At 58.0% G+C, this 18831-nt stretch carries 20 protein-coding genes and 1 pseudogene; 16 read left to right on the forward strand and 5 right to left on the reverse strand.

Translation table 11 applies throughout. From position 1 onward, the window contains the following. Positions 1–30: 30 nt before the first annotated feature. Entirely contained in the window at positions 31–726 is a 696-nt protein-coding gene (locus ACZ9DP_RS13840) for a nitrogen fixation protein NifQ (protein WP_476202462.1), read from the reverse strand. A 477-nt stretch (positions 727–1203) separates the two neighbouring features. Here ACZ9DP_RS13840 and ACZ9DP_RS13845 point away from each other — a divergent pair, with 477 nt between their 5' ends. The 16 genes and pseudogenes from ACZ9DP_RS13845 to ACZ9DP_RS13920 form a co-directional block, all read left to right on the forward strand. Further along, positions 1204–1524 carry an iron-sulfur cluster assembly accessory protein gene (locus ACZ9DP_RS13845; RefSeq protein ID WP_476202463.1) on the forward strand — a complete coding sequence of 107 codons (321 nt, stop codon included), beginning with the start codon at positions 1204–1206 and terminating at the stop codon, positions 1522–1524. Positions 1525–1547: 23 nt separating this feature from the next. Then, positions 1548–2276: an iron-sulfur cluster assembly scaffold protein gene (locus ACZ9DP_RS13850; RefSeq protein ID WP_476202464.1), complete on the forward strand. Its 729-nt coding sequence runs from the start codon at positions 1548–1550 to the stop codon at positions 2274–2276. Positions 2277–2508: 232 nt separating this feature from the next. Continuing rightward, positions 2509–3675 (forward strand): cysteine desulfurase NifS, encoded by a 1167-nt coding sequence (nifS, locus tag ACZ9DP_RS13855; RefSeq protein ID WP_476202465.1) that lies wholly within the window; start codon positions 2509–2511, stop codon positions 3673–3675. A 394-nt stretch (positions 3676–4069) separates the two neighbouring features. Further along, a complete protein-coding gene (nifW, locus tag ACZ9DP_RS13860; RefSeq protein ID WP_476202466.1) occupies positions 4070–4450 on the forward strand; it encodes a nitrogenase stabilizing/protective protein NifW in 381 nt (126 codons plus the stop codon). A 188-nt stretch (positions 4451–4638) separates the two neighbouring features. After that, the gene (locus ACZ9DP_RS13865) at positions 4639–5490 is read left to right on the forward strand and encodes an electron transfer flavoprotein subunit beta/FixA family protein (protein WP_476202468.1); all 852 of its coding nucleotides are present in this window, start codon (positions 4639–4641) and stop codon (positions 5488–5490) included. A 15-nt stretch (positions 5491–5505) separates the two neighbouring features. Further along, a complete protein-coding gene (locus ACZ9DP_RS13870) occupies positions 5506–6615 on the forward strand; it encodes an electron transfer flavoprotein subunit alpha/FixB family protein (RefSeq protein ID WP_476202768.1) in 1110 nt (369 codons plus the stop codon). Positions 6616–6628: 13 nt separating this feature from the next. Beyond that, positions 6629–7936, forward strand: coding sequence for an FAD-dependent oxidoreductase (locus tag ACZ9DP_RS13875; RefSeq protein WP_476202469.1), 1308 nt, complete (start codon positions 6629–6631; stop codon positions 7934–7936). Between the two features lie 12 nt (positions 7937–7948). Further along, positions 7949–8248 (forward strand): ferredoxin family protein, encoded by a 300-nt coding sequence (locus ACZ9DP_RS13880; RefSeq protein ID WP_476202470.1) that lies wholly within the window; start codon positions 7949–7951, stop codon positions 8246–8248. A 232-nt stretch (positions 8249–8480) separates the two neighbouring features. Beyond that, positions 8481–10175, forward strand: coding sequence for a nif-specific transcriptional activator NifA (nifA, locus tag ACZ9DP_RS13885; RefSeq protein WP_476202472.1), 1695 nt, complete (start codon positions 8481–8483; stop codon positions 10173–10175). A 220-nt stretch (positions 10176–10395) separates the two neighbouring features. Further along, complete coding sequence (nifB, locus tag ACZ9DP_RS13890; RefSeq protein ID WP_476202473.1) at positions 10396–11874, forward strand: nitrogenase cofactor biosynthesis protein NifB; 1479 nt, start codon at positions 10396–10398, stop codon at positions 11872–11874. Positions 11875–11907: 33 nt separating this feature from the next. Next, a complete protein-coding gene (locus ACZ9DP_RS13895) occupies positions 11908–12114 on the forward strand; it encodes a 4Fe-4S dicluster domain-containing protein (protein ID WP_476202474.1) in 207 nt (68 codons plus the stop codon). Positions 12115–12193: 79 nt separating this feature from the next. Beyond that, positions 12194–12520 carry a nitrogen fixation protein NifZ gene (locus ACZ9DP_RS13900; protein ID WP_476202476.1) on the forward strand — a complete coding sequence of 109 codons (327 nt, stop codon included), beginning with the start codon at positions 12194–12196 and terminating at the stop codon, positions 12518–12520. Then, positions 12517–12729 (forward strand): putative nitrogen fixation protein NifT, encoded by a 213-nt coding sequence (gene nifT / locus ACZ9DP_RS13905; RefSeq protein ID WP_476202477.1) that lies wholly within the window; start codon positions 12517–12519, stop codon positions 12727–12729. Before ACZ9DP_RS13900 ends, nifT begins: the two co-directional genes overlap by 4 nt. 28 nt (positions 12730–12757) lie before the next feature. Continuing rightward, positions 12758–13690: an SIR2 family NAD-dependent protein deacylase gene (locus ACZ9DP_RS13910; protein ID WP_476202479.1), complete on the forward strand. Its 933-nt coding sequence runs from the start codon at positions 12758–12760 to the stop codon at positions 13688–13690. 70 nt (positions 13691–13760) lie between these two features. Next, a protein-coding gene (locus ACZ9DP_RS13915) for an IS630 family transposase (RefSeq protein ID WP_476202480.1) occupies positions 13761–14703 on the forward strand; the annotation gives its coding sequence in 2 pieces (ribosomal slippage) (positions 13761–14098 and positions 14097–14703; 945 coding nt in all). 104 nt (positions 14704–14807) lie between these two features. Further along, positions 14808–15397, forward strand: a pseudogene (locus tag ACZ9DP_RS13920) (IS5 family transposase); the annotation flags it as partial. A gap of 5 nt (positions 15398–15402) precedes the next feature. Here the strand turns inward: ACZ9DP_RS13920 and ACZ9DP_RS13925 are convergent. The 4 genes from ACZ9DP_RS13925 to ACZ9DP_RS13940 form a co-directional block, all read right to left on the reverse strand. Then, a complete protein-coding gene (locus ACZ9DP_RS13925; protein ID WP_476202481.1) occupies positions 15403–15837 on the reverse strand; it encodes a PIN domain-containing protein in 435 nt (144 codons plus the stop codon). Continuing rightward, positions 15834–16430 (reverse strand): DUF433 domain-containing protein, encoded by a 597-nt coding sequence (locus ACZ9DP_RS13930; RefSeq protein ID WP_476202482.1) that lies wholly within the window; start codon positions 16428–16430, stop codon positions 15834–15836. Before ACZ9DP_RS13930 ends, ACZ9DP_RS13925 begins: the two co-directional genes overlap by 4 nt. 724 nt (positions 16431–17154) lie before the next feature. Further along, positions 17155–17436, reverse strand: coding sequence for a hypothetical protein (locus ACZ9DP_RS13935; RefSeq protein WP_476202486.1), 282 nt, complete (start codon positions 17434–17436; stop codon positions 17155–17157). A 357-nt stretch (positions 17437–17793) separates the two neighbouring features. Further along, the gene (locus tag ACZ9DP_RS13940) at positions 17794–18822 is read right to left on the reverse strand and encodes an LLM class flavin-dependent oxidoreductase (RefSeq protein WP_476202488.1); all 1029 of its coding nucleotides are present in this window, start codon (positions 18820–18822) and stop codon (positions 17794–17796) included. Between the last annotated feature and the right edge of the window lie 9 nt (positions 18823–18831).

Raw genomic sequence — 18831 nt, forward strand, 5'->3', positions numbered from 1 at the left:
CGGTCTCTCGTACCCCCGACGAAGGCGTTCTTAACCCAAATCGATCCCGTCCGTGGTTCGCGTGAGGCTGCTTTTGCCTTCCTCTGGACCGAAGCAGTCTTTGAAATCGTTGCACTCCCGGCAACTGGGCGCGGTACACAGCGCAAAACCTTCAGCCTCGCAGAGCTTGCGGTAGAGGTACTTCTTCCATCTCATATTTTGGGTATTGCCGGACGCCAGTTTCGGGAAATGCGTGGCAAGCAAGCGGCTGAGCTCGGCCTGGTCGGAGAGGCCGAGATCCTGCCAGAGATGATCATTGCGCAAGGCACGCCGGGCGATGATCTTGGCAAAGCGGGCGCTCGTAATGTCGCCCGCGCGGGCATGCGCTAGCAGCATTCCGCGCAGAAGTTCTTCCTCCATACCAAGCGCGGGATCGCTCACCTCCTTCAGGAAGAAGGCCGCGATGAACCTAGCGGGGAAACCGGGGGACAGGATATCGCACAACTCGGCACGCGAAAGACCGGTTGCCTCGGTCGCCGTCGCCTCGCCGGCATCGATTTCCTCGAGCGCACGCGAAAAAACACAGGCAAGCACATATTCGTCGAATTCCACCTCTACGTCCATCCGCGGCCATCGCCCGGTGGTGGGCGATTGTGGGTGTCGTCGCCGAACCGGCTGGTAGGACATTAGGACTCCTTTTGTGATGCCCTTTTCCCAAAAACCGCGGATCTGAGGCATATCTGACATTGCGCTTTCGTTCCTTCGTTCCATTGATCGATGTCGTCGGCTCCTGCCGCCTCGGGATGAAGGAGTTTCAAAAGTTGTGCCAGCTCGCAACGAAGCTTTAGGAAGTGAAGTCATAGGAATAAAATTATTTAATGTTACCAATGGCCTAAGTGAGAACAAAGCAGGAAGCTGAGGCCGAATACTCGATGTCGCGTAATCGCCAAATCCGACAGTAGTTGTTGGCTCCCCGGCATTTTTCGCAATGAACTGCTACGAGCTCTCCTCCGGCGGCGATGAGAGCCTCGGCCGGAAATGGCGCACAGAGATACCCTGGCGGAAGTGTTGGAATTCACGCGTTTTCGGGATGTCCGACCGCGCGGGACAGGCAACATCGTGTGGCAGAGACATCCTGCTGTTCCCGAATGTCTTCTCGCTTTGGCACGATACATGCGTGGTCATTCGCAAACGCGCCACCGACCAAGGAGAAATCATCATCCCATGATCACGCTCACAGAGAATGCCGTCGCCGTCATGAACGCTGCGCTTTCCCGAGCCGCCGAACAGGTGGAAGGTTTTCGCATCATGGTCGAGGCGGGCGGCTGCGCCGGCTTCAAATACCTGGTGGGGCTGGAGAGCTTCCCGCGCGAAGACGACGCCGTCATCGAAACAGATGGGGTCAAGGTGTTCGTGGACGTAGGCTCCCAACCACACGTCGCCGGCATGACCATCGACTTCGTCACGGAGTTCGAATCCTCCGGCTTTGTCTTCGACAATCCCAACGCGGGGGAGAAATGCGCTTGCGGCAAGTCCTTTGGCTGATCACCGGATAGTGAGGACGGGCCATGTGGGACTATAGCGTAAAGGTCAAGGAACACGTTTTCAATCGGAAGAACTCCGGCGTTCTGGCAGCAGCCAGTACTGAGACTGAGGTCGGCGCCATCGCCTGCGGCAGTGCGCTTGAATTGATGATCAGAGTCGATCCGGTGGCGGAAGCGATCATTTCCGCGAAATTTCAGACGCTCCGCTGCCTCTACGCTATCGTCCGCTCGTCGGAGCTTACCGAACTCATTATCGGCAAAATCGTCAACGAAGCACTCCGGATCACCAATCGGTACCTGGCGGGATTTTTCGATCGGCTGCCGCCGGAGACGATGCATTGTTCAGCGATGAATTATGCTGCGACCGCCCGTTTACGCGCTCGGGAATGCGTCGAGGGTGGGGAGGCAGGCGTCTTAGTCTGCAAAGGCCCCGGTGTCGATGAAGGGGTGATCAGAGGGATGCCCTTATCAACAAGCTCACCACGATTGAGCGGGTCACTGACGACGCGAAGTCTCGCAGCCAGGTCACATGTTTCAAAGCCATCGAAGCAGTGGTTGTCGGGCTCCACGCAGCGTTGGTCCACGAAGGCCTCATTAACGAAGAGGAGGCCTTCCCGGCCGGCACAACAGAGGTCCGCGCGCTCAAGAACACGGCACGGTCGGAGCCGCTGTGGAACCGACGATCGCTTCCGGGATCCGGAAAACGGCGCCGCCCGAAAGAGTTCAGGTCTCAGCGTGAAGGCCCGCAAATGACGACGTTGCAGCGAATTCGACTGAACGGAACCGCTGTCGAGGGCATGCGTTCTCACCTGCGCGCTGACGGCGGAGACTGCGACCTTGTCGATGTCAACCGCGATCAGGCTACGTCAAACCGTCGTGCGCCGGGACCCGCGGTCTGCTCGCCTTGGTCACCATTCATCGATCCTCAACGAGACGACCGAGCACATAGCCCTTTTCGTCATTCCCATCGGCCGAGATTGCACCCATGAGATCTATCTATCTCGACAACAACGCAACGACACGAGTGGATCCTGAGGTGGTTGAAGCCATGCTGCCGTTCTTTACGGATCAATTCGGAAACCCTTCGTCGACTCACGCTTTTGGCTCCTCCGTCGGCGTGGCAGTGAGGAAGGCGCGCCGGCAGTTGCAAGCGCTGATCGGGGCGGAGTTCGATGATGAGATCGCGTTCACCTCGGGCGGGACGGAAAGCGACAATGCGGCGATCCTTTCGGCGCTCGAGGTGATGCCTGACCGCACAGAGATCGTGACGTCCGCAGTCGAGCATTCAGCCGTGCTGACGCTCTGCGCCCATCTTGAGAAGTCGCGCGGCGTCAAGGTGCACAGGATCCCAGTGGATCGCCATGGCCGACTCGATCTTGACGCCTACGGGACCGCCCTCACTCATCGCGTGGCAATCGTTTCGATCATGTGGGCGAACAATGAGACGGGTACGATTTTCCCTGTGGCTAAGCTTGCCGAGATGGCCAAGAAAATCGGCGCACTTTTCCACACGGACGCGGTCCAGGCGGTCGGCAAGGTTCCAATGGACCTGCAGTCGACTGCGATCGACATGCTGTCGCTATCCGGACACAAGCTCCATGGACCAAAAGGTGTCGGCGCACTCTATCTAAGACGGGGCGTACCCTTCTCGTCGCTGATCAAGGGAGGCCATCAGGAGCGCGAGCGACGCGCCGGTACAGAGAATACGCCCGGGATAGTCGGTCTAGGCAAGGCTGCCGAACTCGCCTTGAAGTTCATGGATGACGAGAACATACGGTTAAAGTCGCTTCGAGACCGCCTGGAGAAAGGCGTTCTCCAGCGTATTCCAGACACCTTCGTTACCGGCGATCGGCTGGAGCGGTTGCCGAACACGGCGAATATCGCCTTCCAACATGTCGAAGGCGAGGGTATCCTTCTTCTTCTCAATCGCTGTGGCATTGCCTGCTCCTCCGGCTCTGCCTGTACCTCCGGTTCGCTGGAGCCGAGCCATGTCTTGAGGGCGATGGACATCCCTTATGCTGTGGCACACGGGACAATCCGCTTCTCATTCTCACGCGATAGCTGTGACGAGGATGTCGACCGGGTGCTCGAAGTTATACCTGGCATCGTGGAGAAGCTGCGGGACGGTTCCCGTTCTGGGCCACGTGGCTAAGACCTGCAATCCGGTCCACGCTAAGGAGAAGAGCAGGTCCGCTCATGAACCGACAAATCTTTCTCAACGATACGACCTGCGTGACGGCGAGCAGTCGCCCGGAGTCGCATTCACTACGGCAGAAAAGCTGCGGCTCGTTCAGCCGTCGATTGCAGGCTCGTCGCCAATGCAGTGGTCATCGAGGACGACGTCCCGCCCCGTGGCACGGTAATGGGCACTTCGGTCGCATCGATGGATCGATCTCAATTACCAGCCGATACGCGATCCAGTTGTGTCGACGCGACTGCCTTTCCGTCGACCGCATCTCAGTCCTCGAACCGCGCATTCCGCACGTTGCAGCGTCAGCTAGCGGCGAACGGTCTCGAGATGCCCGCTCACGACCAGGGAGAATCCAATGTGCCGTTGCTCCGCTGACAGCAGTCCCATCAATGTCAACAACATCCTCGAGCGGCTGAAGGACCTGTCGGCTGCGGAGGAGTTCTTCGCAGTCCTTGGGGTCTCCTATGACCCGAAGGTTCTCGATGTCTCACGACTCCATATCATGAAGCGTATGGGGCAATACCTCGCCGCAGAGGACTTTTCCGATCTCCCCGACCAAGTGATCGCTGCCCGGGCGCGCGCCATGCTGGAACGCGCCTACGATGATTTCGCGACTTCTCCGCCGCTCACACACCGGGTCTTCAAGGTGCTCAAGGATCACGATCCGGACAAACCCGCCACACCAGGCCGCACCTTCGTCCCGTTGGACTCCGTCCTGAAGCCGTTCGAGAAATGAGCGCGTCACGGTTGCGACACGACAATGTCGAGACGTCGACAAATCCGGCCATACGCCGACACCGCTGGAATGAAAATATGTGCGTTTCAAAGGGATAGCGGAATGCAACCCGGTTGGCACAAATGGTGCTTGCAAGGATATGAAGTGCCAAGCCCGCCAACCATATAGGGAGGGAGTAAGAGACCGCCATGCACATCGTAGTCTGTATCAAGCAGGTGCCGGACTCCGCACAGATACGTGTCCATCCGGTGACGAACACGATCATGCGTCAAGGTGTGCCGACCATCATCAACCCTTACGACTTGTTCGCACTTGAAGAAGCACTCAGACTGCGCGACACGCACGGCGGCGAGATCACCGTGCTCACTATGGGTCCCCCTATGGCAGAGGATGCTCTGCGCAAGGCGCTCACCTTCGGCGCCGACCGCGCCGTACTCTTGACGGACCGCCATTTTGCCGGCTCCGACACTCTTGCGACCTCATTCGCTCTGTCTCAAGCAATCGCGAAAATCGGAGAGACCTTCGGCACGCCTGATATCGTCTTCACGGGCAAGCAGACGATCGACGGCGACACCGCCCAAGTCGGGCCCGGCATCGCCAAGCGCCTCGACCTCCTGCAGCTCACCTATGTCGCGAAGATCGCTTCCATTGATCTCAACGCGCGTGAGATCAAAGTCGATCGCCGTTCGGAAGGCGGCACGCAGATGCTGCATAGTAGGCTCCCTTGCCTCGTTACCATGCTGGAAGGCACCAACGAGATCCGCCGCGGCTCGCTCGACGACGCGCTACGTGCCGCGCGCAGCGAGATCGTGAAGTGGAGTGCGGCCGACGCCGGCATTGAGGACCTCACCAAATGCGGCCTGCGTGGCTCGCCAACCGTCGTCAAGCGCGTGTTTGCACCTCCTGAGCGGGCGGAAAAGGCGGAGCAAATCGACACCACCGAAAAGACGCCGCGCGATCTCGCGGATGAGTTGATCGCCGGAATCTTTTCGCGCCAGCCGGCGCTGGAAAACGAACTCGCCTTCGACGGCGACGCCTGAAGGCAAGGAGCGACGATATTGAGTACGAATCGAGAAACCCCTCCTCCAGCCGCTAGCCGCGCCGGCATGAAGAAGGAGCTCCCCGAGCAGTTTAAGGCCTATCGGCACGTTTGGGTCTTCATCGAACTGGAGCGCGGCCAGGTCCATCCAGTCTCCTTCGAGCTGCTCGGCGAAGGCCGCAAGCTCGCTGACAAGCTGGGCGTCCAGCTTGCCGGCGTCGTTCTCGGACCGCCGGGAGAGGCCACCTGGTTTGCCATCGCCGAGGCCTTTGCCTATGGCGCCGACCTTGCCTACATCGTCGAGGCCCCACTGCTCGCCGACTACCGGAACGAGCCGTTCACCAAAGCAATGACGGATCTGGTTATTACCTATAAACCCGAGATTCTACTTTTAGGGGCGACGACGCTCGGCCGCGACCTTGCCGGTTCTGTGGCCACGACCTTGTTGACAGGGCTCACGGCCGACTGCACCGAACTCGATGTGGATACGGACGGCTCCCTCGCGGCGACCCGGCCGACCTTCGGCGGCTCCCTGCTATGCACAATCTACACGCTCAACTGCCGGCCGCAGATGGCAACAGTGCGGCCGAGGGTCATGGCCATGCCGCAGCGCGTGAATAATCCGATCGGGCGTGTCATTCAACACGACGTGCCGATGGTCGAGGAAGAGATCGTCACCAAAGCCCTCGGCTTCCTGTCCGATGGCCAGTCGGCAAAGGCCAATCTCGCCTATGCCGATATTGTGGTTGCCGGAGGCCTCGGTCTCGGCGCGGCGGAGAACCTGAAGCTTGTGAAGAATCTCGCGCGGGCGATCGGGGCCGATTATGGCTGTTCGCGCCCTCTGGTCCAGAAGGGCTGGATGCCGGCTGATCGGCAGATCGGCCAAACTGGCAAAACTATTCGGCCGAAGCTCTACATAGCGGCCGGCATTTCCGGCGCCATCCAGCATCGCGTTGGCGTCGAGGGAGCTGATCTCATTATAGCGATCAACACCGACCCCAACGCGCCGATTTTCGATTTCGCGCACCTCGGCGTCGTCACCGATGCGATCCGCTTCCTGCCGTCATTGACGGAACTCTTCACCCATCGGCTGTCGCCGCACAGTCGCGATAAGCTTGCGAACTGAGGGGACACGGGCCATGAGCGAGGAAAAGTTCGACGCCATCGTTATCGGGGCCGGCATGGCCGGCAACGCAGCTGCTTACACCATGGCGAGCCGCGGCATGAAGGTGCTGCAGTTGGAGCGCGGCGAGTATCCGGGCTCCAAGAATGTCCAGGGCGCTATCATGTACGCGGACATGCTGGAGAAAATCATCCCGGATTTCCGAGATGATGCACCTCTCGAGCGGCATCTGGTCGAGCAGCGCTTCTGGATGATGGACGACACATCCCACATCGGGATGCAATACCGGTCGGATGACTTCAACGAGTCGAGGCCCAACCGTTACACGGTCATTCGCGCCCAGTTCGACAAGTGGTTTTCGCGCAAGGTGCGCGAGGCCGGAGCGACGCTTCTATGCGAGACGACTGTCACGGAACTCGCGCGCGACGCAAAGGGCAAGGTGATCGGCGTCCGCACCGACCGCGCCGGCGACGTGATCCTTGCGGACGTGGTCGTTCTCGCAGAAGGCGTCAACGGACTGCTCGGCACGCGGGCTGGCTTGCGTGAGACGCCGAAACCCGAAACCGTGGCGCTCGCCGTCAAGGAAATGCATTTCCTGGCCGAAGAGGTGATTGACCAGCGGTTCGGCCTCAAGGCCAATGAAGGCTGCGTCATCGAGGCAGCTGGCACGATCTCCCGCAACATGGCCGGGCTCGCCTTTCTCTATACCAACAAAGAGTCGATCTCGGTCGGCATCGGCTGCCTCGTCTCCGAATTCGCGGCAACAATGGAGAGCCCTTATGACCTGCTCGAAAGATTCAAGAACCATCCGTCGGTCAAGCCGCTGATCGCGGGTTCAGAAGTCAAGGAATATGCCGCTCATCTCATTCCGGAAGGTGGTTACAAGGCAATCCCGCCGCTCTTCGGCAACGGCTGGGTCGTCGTCGGCGACGCTGCGCAGCTCAACAATGCCGTACACCGCGAGGGATCCAACCTCGCCATGACGTCGGGGCGCATCGCCGGCGAAGCTATCGTCCAGGTCAAGAATCGCGGGAAGCCGATGATCAAGGAGAACCTCGCCCTTTACAAGTCAATGCTGGAAAAGTCGTTCGTCATCAAAGACTTGCGGAAATACAAGGACATGCCCGCCCTGCTGCACACCAATTCCCGCAGTTTCTTCACGACCTATCCACAGTTGCTGTCGCAGGCCGCGCAGAACTTCATGCGCGTGGACAGCACCCCGAAGATCGACAAGGAGCGGGCGACCACGGCCGCCTTCATCAAGGCGCGCTCGCGCTTGGGGCTGGTCAGTGACGCCGTCCGCCTGGCGTTCGCCTGGCGCTGAAGGAGAGATGAGATGACGACTGCAGTGACCAGCATACGCGTAGAGGACAAGCTTTACCAAAACCGCTATGTCGTCGATTCCGGACGCCCACACATTAAAGTGCGACCGCACCAGTGGCCGAGCGTAAATCTGTACGCCCTGACGAGTGTCTGCCCGGCCAAATGCTATGAATTGAATGACCAGGGCCAAGTGGAGATCACCGCCGACGGGTGCATGGAGTGCGGCACGTGCCGGGTACTTTGCGAGGCAAGTGGTGAGATCGAGTGGAATTACCCCAGAGGCGGCTTCGGTATTCTCTTCAAATTCGGATAGCCGCTTTGCATATACTCAAGGGCCTCGAACCAATATCGCGATTGCAGCCAAGCGCTGCAGCAATGTTGCTCCGTCTTTATAATCTTGAAAACCCGCATTAGAGGTTTATATTGAATATACGCAAACAGCGGTTTTAAAATTCTGATAAACAACTAAAGGCTTTATAATGACTCACATGCCCGCGCGATCGGTCGATGGAGTAGGATCACTATCTACGCTACCTGCTAAACCTATGCGCCAAACGGGCATCCTCTTCAGCGGAATCTACGAGATATCTAAGGTTCTAACCGCCGCCGCCCGGCTAGAGATCACGCTTGCCAATGTCGTGAACGTCCTCTCTTCCTTTCTGCAGATACGGTACGGAGCAATCGTTGTCCTGGCCGCCGAAGGCCAACCCGAGATTGTCGCAACCGCCGACATTCCCCGCCCCCCTCAATCAGCCACTGGCAGCGTCGTCCCGAAGGCCGTAATAGACCATATTGTCACAACGGGTGTGCCCTTCGTCATACAGGACGTTTGCAAGTCCGAACTATTTCAGGCTGATCTTCAAACGCCTTGGAGCAGCGGCACAGTGCCAATTACCTTTATTGGCGTCCCGGTAAAGGCTGAGAACAAAATTCTTGGCACATTATCGATCGACCGCGTCAGGACCGGCACCCCCATCTTCCCCTCCGACGAGGACGTATGCTTTCTAACCATGGTCGCCGATCTCGTCGGCCAGACCATCCAGCTTCATCGCATTCTCAACCTGGATGGTCAGCGGCTTATCGGGGAACAACAGAAACCGGAGAAGTCGCTCATCGCGGAGAGGAGCGCTCCGGGCCGGCGTCCACACGTCAAAATCGACGGGATTGTCGGGGAAAGTCCTGCCCTCAAGCAGGTGGTTGAAACCGTCTCAGTCGTGGCACGGACGAATACGACCGTGCTTCTGCGGGGCGAAAGCGGCACCGACAAGGAGTTCTTTGCACAGGCGATCCATGAGCTTTCACCTCGCAGGAAGAAGCCGTTCGTCAAATTGAACTGCGCCGCGCTGCCTGAGGGCGTCCTGGAATCGGAGCTGTTTGGGCATGAAAAGGGTGCCTTCACCGGGGCTATCGCGCAACGCGCGGGACGCTTCGAATTGGCGAATGGCGGAACCCTGTTGCTTGATGAGATCGGCGAGATTTCCCCGGCCTTTCAAGCCAAGCTGTTGCGCGTCTTGCAGGAGGGCGAACTGGAGCGGGTCGGCGGCACCAAGACGCTGGAGGTCGACGTCCGGCTCATATGCGCCACGAACAAGAACCTCGAGATGGCTGTTGCAAACGGCGAGTTCAGGGCCGACCTTTATTACCGTATCAGCGTGGTGCCAATTGTCTTGCCACCGCTCCGAGAGCGACCCGGCGATATTCCACGCCTTGCGAAAGTTCTCCTTAACCGATTCAACAAGGAGAACGAGAGCGAGCTCGCGTTCTCGCCGTCGGCGCTTGACGTGATCTCGCAATGCTATTTCCCTGGCAACGTCCGCGAGCTCGAAAACTGCGTGCGAAGGACGGCCACGCTTGCGCGTTCAGCCACGATCGTTTCGTCGGATTTTGCCTGCAAGAACAGCCAGTGCCTTTCCTCGCTCCTCTGGAAAGGAGTCGACGGGTCGCACGGCGGCAATTCCATCGATGAGCTTGCCCAGAACAATGTGATGCCGGCTGCATCGCCGCGCTCGGCCCGGTGCATCGGTGCGTCGGAGGACGACGTATCTTCCGTCAAGGCGTGTGCTTCGAACAATCCCGGTTGTGCGGCAATGGGGTCGCGTCTGACGGAACGGGACCGGCTGATCGATGCGATGGAGAAGGCCGGCTGGGTTCAGGCCAAGGCGGCTCGTATCCTCGGCCTCACGGCGCGTCAGGTCGGCTATGCTCTGCGCCGGCATCGTATCGAGGTGAAGAAGCTGTAAGCGTGCTGGTGACATTTTGCCCTTCTTGCATTTTGTATGCTTGAAGTACGGTGGCTTTCACGACCAATTCGCTGTCCATTGTCGAACGCTTGACAAACCTGCGTCGGAGCAAACGGACGGAACCAGACAAGAAAACCTAAAATATTGAAGTAAAACCACTCTTGAAGTTGGCATAGCTCTTGCGTTTTGAATGCGACGTTACCTACCAACGGAGCCTTCAATGTCCGCACCGATGATTTCGCTTGAGAGCCTGACCAGCACGACATCCTTGGATCAATTGCTGGCGACCGCGAAGTCCAGTGGTTGCACATCCTCATCCTGCGGGGCGTCCACAAAGTCGGACGACATGGACTCGGCTATCTGGGCGAAGATCAAGAATCACCCCTGTTATTCAGAAGAAGCCCACCACTATTTCGCGCGCATGCACGTCGCGGTCGCACCAGCCTGCAATATTCAGTGCAACTACTGCAACCGTAAATATGACTGCGCCAACGAAAGCCGGCCTGGAGTGGTCTCGGAAAAGCTGACGCCAGACCAGGCGCTGCGCAAGGTCATTGCCGTCGCCAACGAAGTGCCGCAGCTTTCCGTGCTCGGCATCGCCGGACCGGGCGATGCCTGTTACGACTGGAAGAAGACAAAGGCAACGTTCGAACGAATCGCCAGGGAGGTCCACGACGTCAAGCTGTGCATCTCCACCAACGGGCTTGCGCTGCCGGATCACGTCGCCGAGCTTGTCGACATGAATGTCGATCACGTGACAATCACTATCAACATGGTCGACCCGGAAGTCGGCGCAAAGATCTATCCCTGGATCTTTTACGGCAACCGCCGCTACACCGGCATCGAAGCCGCCAGAATCCTGCACGAGCGGCAGATGCTGGGCCTGGAAATGCTGACCGCGCGCGGCATCCTCACCAAGATCAATTCAGTGATGATCCCAGGCGTCAACGACGAACACCTGATCGAGGTGAACAAATGGGTCAAGGAGCGGGGCGCGTTCCTGCACAATGTTATGCCGCTGATTTCCGATCCGGCCCACGGCACCTACTACGGCCTGACCGGACAGCGTGGCCCACGGGCGCTCGAATTGAAGGCGCTGCAGGATCGTCTCGAAGGCGGCGCAAAGCTGATGCGCCATTGCCGGCAGTGCCGGGCCGATGCAGTCGGCCTGCTCGGCGATGATCGCGGCCAAGAATTCACCCTCGACCAGATTCCCGGCGAGATCACCTACGACGCCCGCAAGCGCGAGGCCTATCGGGAAGTGGTCGCGCGCGAACGAGGCGATCATGTGACGGCCAAGAGCGAGGCGATCGAAATAGTCAAGGCAGCCCACGGCGAGTCTCTCCACGTCGCGGTGGCGACGAAGGGCGGTGGCCGCATCAACGAACACTTCGGCCACGCGAAGGAATTCCAGGTTTATGAAGCCTCGCCGAAAGGGATCGCCTACGTCGCGCATCGCAAGGTCGAGCAGTACTGCCTTGGAGGCGTGGGCGTGGAAGCCACCCTTGACGGCATCATCGCTGCGCTCGAGGGCATTGACGTCGTGCTATGCGCCAAGATCGGGGAGTGTCCTAAGAATCAGCTCATGGAGGCTGGAGTCCGAGCAACGGACGCTTATGGCTATGACTACATCGAGACCGCCATCGGTGCCCTTTATGCCGCCACGTTTGGGGTCGAACCGCTAGCGGCGACGGCGTGAGCGGTCCTATTCTAACATTCTCAGGAGTTGAAAATGGCCTTCAGGATCATCGCATCCCAATGCACCCAGTGCGGTGCCTGCGAGTTCGAATGCCCGTCCGGCGCGATCAAGTTTAAGGGCGAGATCTACGTGATCGATCCGGACAAGTGCACCGAATGTAAGGAACTTTTCGATACGCAGCAATGCGCCGCGGTTTGTCCGGTGCCGAAGACCTGCGTTGCCGCCGCACCTTCAATTTAATCGCCAGCATGGTCGGGGCTCCTCCGGAGGGCCTTGACGCCTTTGCTACATTCTGCAGCTCGCAAAAGGAGGAACGGTCATGGGCCTTGGACGTGAACAGGAAGTCGAAATCCGCAAGCCTCCACGATTTATACCGGGCGAGCGGGTGCGAGCCACACTTCACGTAAAGAATGACGGCACCTATGCTGGAAAAAACATCGGCGAAAATCTGGTGCGGAAGGGCGACGAAGGCTATGTGCGCGACATCGGCACCTTTCTCCAGCAATTTTACATCTATGCCGTCGAATGGGTCGATCGCGGCACTGTCGTCGGCATGCGCGCGCGTGAACTGATGAGCCTCGACAAAGCCGCGGCTTCCGGTGCTGCTGAAACCGCCATCGCCCCCAACAAAGGAATTGCGACATGAAGGTAATGATTCGCAGAACGAGCGCCGGCTTGTCGGCTTACGTTCCCAAGAAGGATCTCGAAGAGCCGATCATAAATGTCGAGACTGATGACTTGTGGGGCGGCACGGTAACACTCAGGAACGGCTGGAGGCTCGCCCTGCCCAACCTCTCGCGGGATACGCCTCTGCCGATTACCGTCGAGGCAAGGAAGATTCCTGACGAGGACTGATGCTGCAAACAAGGCAAGAGATAACATCATGAACACGATCCTGACTTCGGACCGTCTCCTGGTCGTTCGCGACGGTGACGCCGAAAAATGGCTTGACCTGCTAAAGGAAGCACTCGCTGCTGATGGGATCGTTCCCTATCTCGGTCCGGATCTCCTTCGGCTCCAATCCGCGGAACCACCTGTACCGCACACACCGGAAGCCGTCGCCGCGGCACTCAACACACGCACACCGGCCCCGTCCAGGATACGCACCAATATGTGGTCAGTTGCGCAGTTCATCGAACAGCGCCGGCATCGCCGGACGCTTCAAACTTGGATGGCAGAAATATTTGGAGCGCCTGTGGCGCCGACCGCCCTCCACGCCTGGCTCGCAACGCTGCCGCTCTCCCTCATCGTCGACGGCTGGTACGACGGGACAATGCGTGCGGCCCTTGCGGAAACCGGCCGAACGGACGTCGTCGAGATACAAGGCGTCACGCGGGCGAACGAATACGGCGGCATTTGGACGAAAACCTACGATTTATCCGGGAGAGAAGTCGAACTCGCGCTAGGGGCAAAGACGATCCTCTATACGCCGCACGGCAGTCTTAGGCCAGCCGCAAACTTTCTCGTATCCGATTCCGATTATGTCGAAGTCCTAACCGAAATCGATATCCAGACGCCGATCCCTGAAGTGGTGAAGGAACGGCGTAAAGATCGTGGTTTTTTCTTCATCGGCTGCCGCTTCGACGATCAGATGCTGCGGATCTACGCTCGACAGATCATGAAGCGCTCCCACGGCCCACATTTTGCAGTGCTTGATGCGGAAATGCTGACCAAAAACGAACGCCGTTTCCTTGCAGCAAGTGCAATCACGGTCGTCGACCTACCGACCGGCGAGGCCGCGGCTCTGCTTGTCCCATCAGGCATCGGGGCAGATGGTGGCCAGGGCCATAGAGCGGGGCTAGAGCAGGTCCTGTGATCGATGAATCGATTGTGAAGTGACTGGCCGAGCCGAAGCTGATTCAACATCCACAGCAAAGAGGTGGATGATGGCGCAGGCATTGAGCGATGATCTTCGGTTACGTGTGTTGAAAGCCTCTGCGGCAGGCATGTCCGCTCGACAGGCCGCAGCCAGGTTCGGGGTTAGGATTTCGACGGCGATCCGTTGGATCGCAAGAGCGAAGGAAGGTGAGCCGACTTCCCGGCCGCAAGGCTGGAGGCGAGCGTCGGCGCTGGATGCACACGAGGCCTTCGTCGTGGCACTGATCGAAAACCGTAAGGACGTGACGCTCGATGAAATGGTCGAGCGCTTGTCCGTTGAGCGGCAGGTGAAGATCAGCCGGAGTGCACTTGGCGCCTGGCTGCGGAGACGCGGGTGGACGTTTAAAAAAGTCCGCACATGCATTGGAGCAAGACCGGCCGGATGTCCTGAAGCGTCGGCGCATCTGGTTTGATGGTCAGCTCGATCTCGATCCGGAGAAGCTGATCTTTATCGATGAAACCGGCCTTTCAACAAAGATGGCACGTCTGCGTGGACGTGCGCTTCGAGGCGAGCGTTGCCGAGCTGGCGTGCCGCACGGACATTGGAAAACAACGACCTTCACCGGAGCACTGCGCCTTACCGGAATGACCGCACCGTTTGTTTACGATGGCGCAATGAACGGTAACGTCTTTCTGGCCTACGTCGAGCAGGTGCTGGTCCCGACCCTTCAGGCCGGGGACATCGTCGTGATGGACAACCTGCCGGCACACAAGACAGCCGGAGTTCGCGATGCCATCGAGCGCGCCGGCGCCAGACTCATGTTCCTCCCGCCCTACAGCCCCGACTTTAATCCCATCGAGAACGCATTCTCCAAACTGAAAGCCATGTTGCGCGGCCGGGCAGAGCGAAAGTTCGACGCCCTCTGGGACGCAGTCGGTGCTTTGATCTCCCGCTTCACACCGGCAGAATGCGCCAACTACTTCAGGGCCGCAGGATATGACCCGGATTGAACAGGATCTGCTCTAGACTAGTTCGAATTTCTGTTGTCGCTAGGGTCGGGACCTATTAATTTCCTTTGAGATGTGATTCAGAGTCTCCGTTAAAGGAGGTTCTGATGGGAAATTTGTTCCTGCTAAGCGAGCGCCAAATGGCTCGCATTTCTCCGCATTTTCCGCTTTCTCATGGGTGGCACGGTGGACGACCGGCGTGTCGTCAGTGGCATCGTCTATGTGATCCGCAATGGTCTGCAGTGGAAGGATGCACCTTCGCAGTATGGGCCAATAAGACGCTCTATCACCGCTTCATTCGCTGGAGCCGGCTCGGTATGTTCGTATGTTCGACAGGATTTTTGCCGCTTTGGCCGGTGAAGGCCCCCAGCGTGAGCGCATCATGATCGACGCGACCCATCTGAAGACCCACCGCACCGCGGCAAGCCTTCTAAAAAAGGGGATGTTCCCCGTCGTATCGGGCGAACCAAGGGCGGACTGAACTCGAAGCTCCATGCCGTCTGCGATGATGACGGCCGGCCGATCTCATGCTGCCCTCTGAAGGCCAGATGAGCGACTACGAGGGCGCCCGGATCGTGCTCAACGCATTGCCCAAAGCCGATTGCCTATCGGCGATAAGGGTTACGACAGCACCTGGTTCGGCGAAGAGCCCTTCGCCAGGGGAATCGAGCCCTGCATCCCGTCCTCTAAAAGCCGGGCTGATCATGCAGGAGTGATGAGTTTCGCAGGAGTTTTAAACGGATTTAAGATGGCCACTCCCCGGCCGACGAAATCCTCCTCGTTTCTGGTGACGACAAGAAGGCCGTGAACTTGTGCAGTTGCCGCCAAGCCCACATCATCGATATTCTTGTCGCTGCGACCGAGATGGCCTCCCCAAGCGATTGCGACCTTCTGGTCGACAGGAATGATCCGACCTTCATATGCGGCGAAAATTTGCTGAGCCGCCGCAGCAAGGCGATCAGCAACAAGCTCATCGGTCTTGCGCTTTTTCTCGATGCCCTTGGTTATTTCACGCACGGATATGACACTGATGGCGAGATCGAGATCATCCACCTTCGAAAGCCAGGCTTTGGCGTTGTCGTGTGGCTTCGGTCGGCTCAGTTCCTTCAGGACGTTTGTATCAAGCAAATACTTCAATCAAGATCGTCCAACGCGCTGAGATCAGCTTCGCGCATCGCCGCTTTTGCTGTCTGCTTTGGGTAAGGCCGGCCCGCCTTTGGATGCGCTTCGGCGTAAATTTTCGCGGCGATGATTTGAGACTCGGCGAGCGAGGGATAGTCTTGCTGGACCTGACTCACGGAAACTCCGGCATCGAGAAGTGCTGCAATTCGATGGGCTTCGATTTTGGTCCCCCTGATCACGGCATCCTTACCCGACGAATCAATATGCGCGTTCAGCCTATCGAGCTCTTTTACCTTCTTCTCGACATCACGGACGTGGCTGGAGATGTCGTATCGATGATTTCCAAAGACGACCACTTTCTCATGACGGCCTTGGAGCGTCGTTCGTAGCGCGTTGTAAAGCTCCGACTGAGTTTTCGGTGTAAACGCTTGTTTTAGTTCGTCATAAGCGTGCAGAAACACTAGCTCGGCGGTACCGAACTGCCGTATGCGCCGACCGCCTCTCGTCACCAGATGAGGCTTGACCGGCGAACGCTCGACGACTTTTTTGAAGCTCTCCAGCGGCTCGCCGAGCACGAATGCGGCCTGAGCTGTTGTCAAAGTTTCCATTCTTTCCTCACTAATTCAACCCCAATAATAGGGTTTAATTAGGGACCTTTCAAGATGTGGGGATCATCATTGCCGAGCATCAGAATGGCGATCATCCCAAGCACTCGGAACCTTCAACTATCCAGCTCTTTCAATTTAGCCTCTCACGCGCAATTTCCGTTCGGGACGGATCGACGAAACGAAGCGCAATCAGCAGCCCCGTCATGGTCGTGACCATATAGACGACGGCCTGGCGTCGACCGAGGCAGGCGGGATACCGTAGGTCATCGACCGGTCGCTCCCTGGCGGAGCCGCCGACGAACGTCGGCGGCGACGGCTTCGGACCCTGGCTGGCTGATCTCAGCGTATGTATACAAGTCGGTAGACATAGGATTTCGATCCTTTAGGGCGCACCCAATCGCCTCTGGCGGGGTGATCCTTCTGCTGGTCTGGCAACACCGACCACGGTCGACCCGTACGAGTGTGATCTCGTCGTCCCAAACTACCCATCCCACTGCGGCCGATGCTTGATCCACACGGCGCGGTCAAGCCGCTGATATCCGAATTTGCCGTCAGCGGTTAAGGTCCGAACGAACGTCTAAGTCAGCTCATCGTTTCACCTGCGCAGTTCAAACTTTGCGAATTCGTCGTCCTATCCGTCATCACGGGGCAACTCCTTGTGTTTTTTCGCGAGGCGTGGATGGGATTTCATACGCCGCCTTTGGAAAGCAATGGATCGTCGGCATCATTCCGTTACGACCGCAATGCGCTCCTTGCGTTCTACGAGCCGCCAGTCCGGAGGTTCGTCCGGGACGTTCATGATTTCAAGAAGCAGCAGTGTGTCGATTGGCTTCAACCAAACTTTGTAGATCGCCGTCGGGACCGTGGTTTTCACTCTATCCCTAACTTGGAGTTCGTGGAGATGTGCCAGAGCGGCTTTGCGTGCATCCTCTTCGGTCGCTTCGTATCCGAGGTCGTCCGTGCTTCCGGCCACCAGCTCGAACGCATAAATTGGATCGATTTTCATTAGGTGCTCGCCTCCACGCGATGATTTCGATGATGATATTGGCAGGACAAAAAGTTGGCGGACTAAAAAGGGACAGTGTCGTTAGATCAACATCGGCAGGAAGCACGGGGATTGCTGTGCCGTCGTCTTTGTAGGCTTCGAATTCATGTAGCTTGCCTTCGAGCGCGTGAATTAGCAGATGAATAGCTGGTCCGCTGTCTCTGTTTGGTCCATCTATCATGGGCGCCATTTGCCGACCCAGCCTGCAGGATAATCCTGAGCGCTTTTCTGTAAGTCCCCGCAACTGCGCGGGGAGTGTCGAGAAGCGCTGCCGCAATGATAGGCTCTCCGAAATAAACCGAACCGCGAATTTTATCGTCAGCCAAGTCGAGCCATAATTTCGGATTGAATGGTGGCTGCGGTGTACAGGGAAGCGTCCAGCGGCAAACTCCCAAACGCAAGTTGACAAAGAAGATAGTTGGCGCCTGCCTCTTCCAACTGATTAAGAAGAGTTTGTCGCACCGAAGCCGCCGTTCCTGCCACGCATAACTCACTCTCGACCGCCTCGTCAAAGGTCAGCGGCAGGTTTGGGGGAGTCGGGAGTTCGTTGAGGTCGTAAAGAAATTTAAAGCTCTTAAGCCAATGTTCGTAAGCAGATGCTGCGAGCGAACAGGCATGCAGATCAGAACGTCCAATCACGATCATGCGGAGCAATCCACGAAACGGCTCTTGATCGTCTGCGTTCGTGTTGTGCTTTCTATGGGCGCGGAAGGCATCAGTAATTTTGCGGACAGAAGAGGAAGGTCCTACGCACGCGATATTTGCACCATTCGCAGCAGCCCAGCGGGCTGACTCGGGTCGGTTGGTGGCGATCCACGTCGGCGGATGCGGACGTTGATGAGGTCTTAGCGTCAGAGGAATGCCGCTCAGCTCGAAATGCTGGCCTTTATGGGATAGTGTGCCGCCTTTCATCGCATTAACAAGAATTTCACTGGATTCCGCGTAACGGCCTGGCGCCGCGTCCGCACCAATCCCGAAATAACCCAATTCGACCGGGAGAGAGCCGCGCCCTATTCCGAGCTCGACCCTACCACCGCTCAATTGGTCCAGCATGCAGATTTCTTCGAACGCCCGCAGCGGATGATAAAGGGGCAGCAGCATGACCATGGGCCCGACACGAAGCCGACGCGTGCGCTGTGCGACGCTCGATAAAAACAGATTCGGCGATGGACTTCTCCCATGCGGGGTGCAGTGGTGCTCAGCGAGATGATACGCATAGAAACCAAGGTGATCGCACGCCTCTGCTAACCTTAGGCGATCCGAATATTGCTGGGCGATGTCGCAGCCGTCCTCGTCCAGATGATCGAAGATGCCGAAGGTTAGATTGGAAGGAAAGGCGTTTCCCATTCGATTGTC

The organism is Rhizobium sp. USDA 4016 (assembly GCF_056279705.1).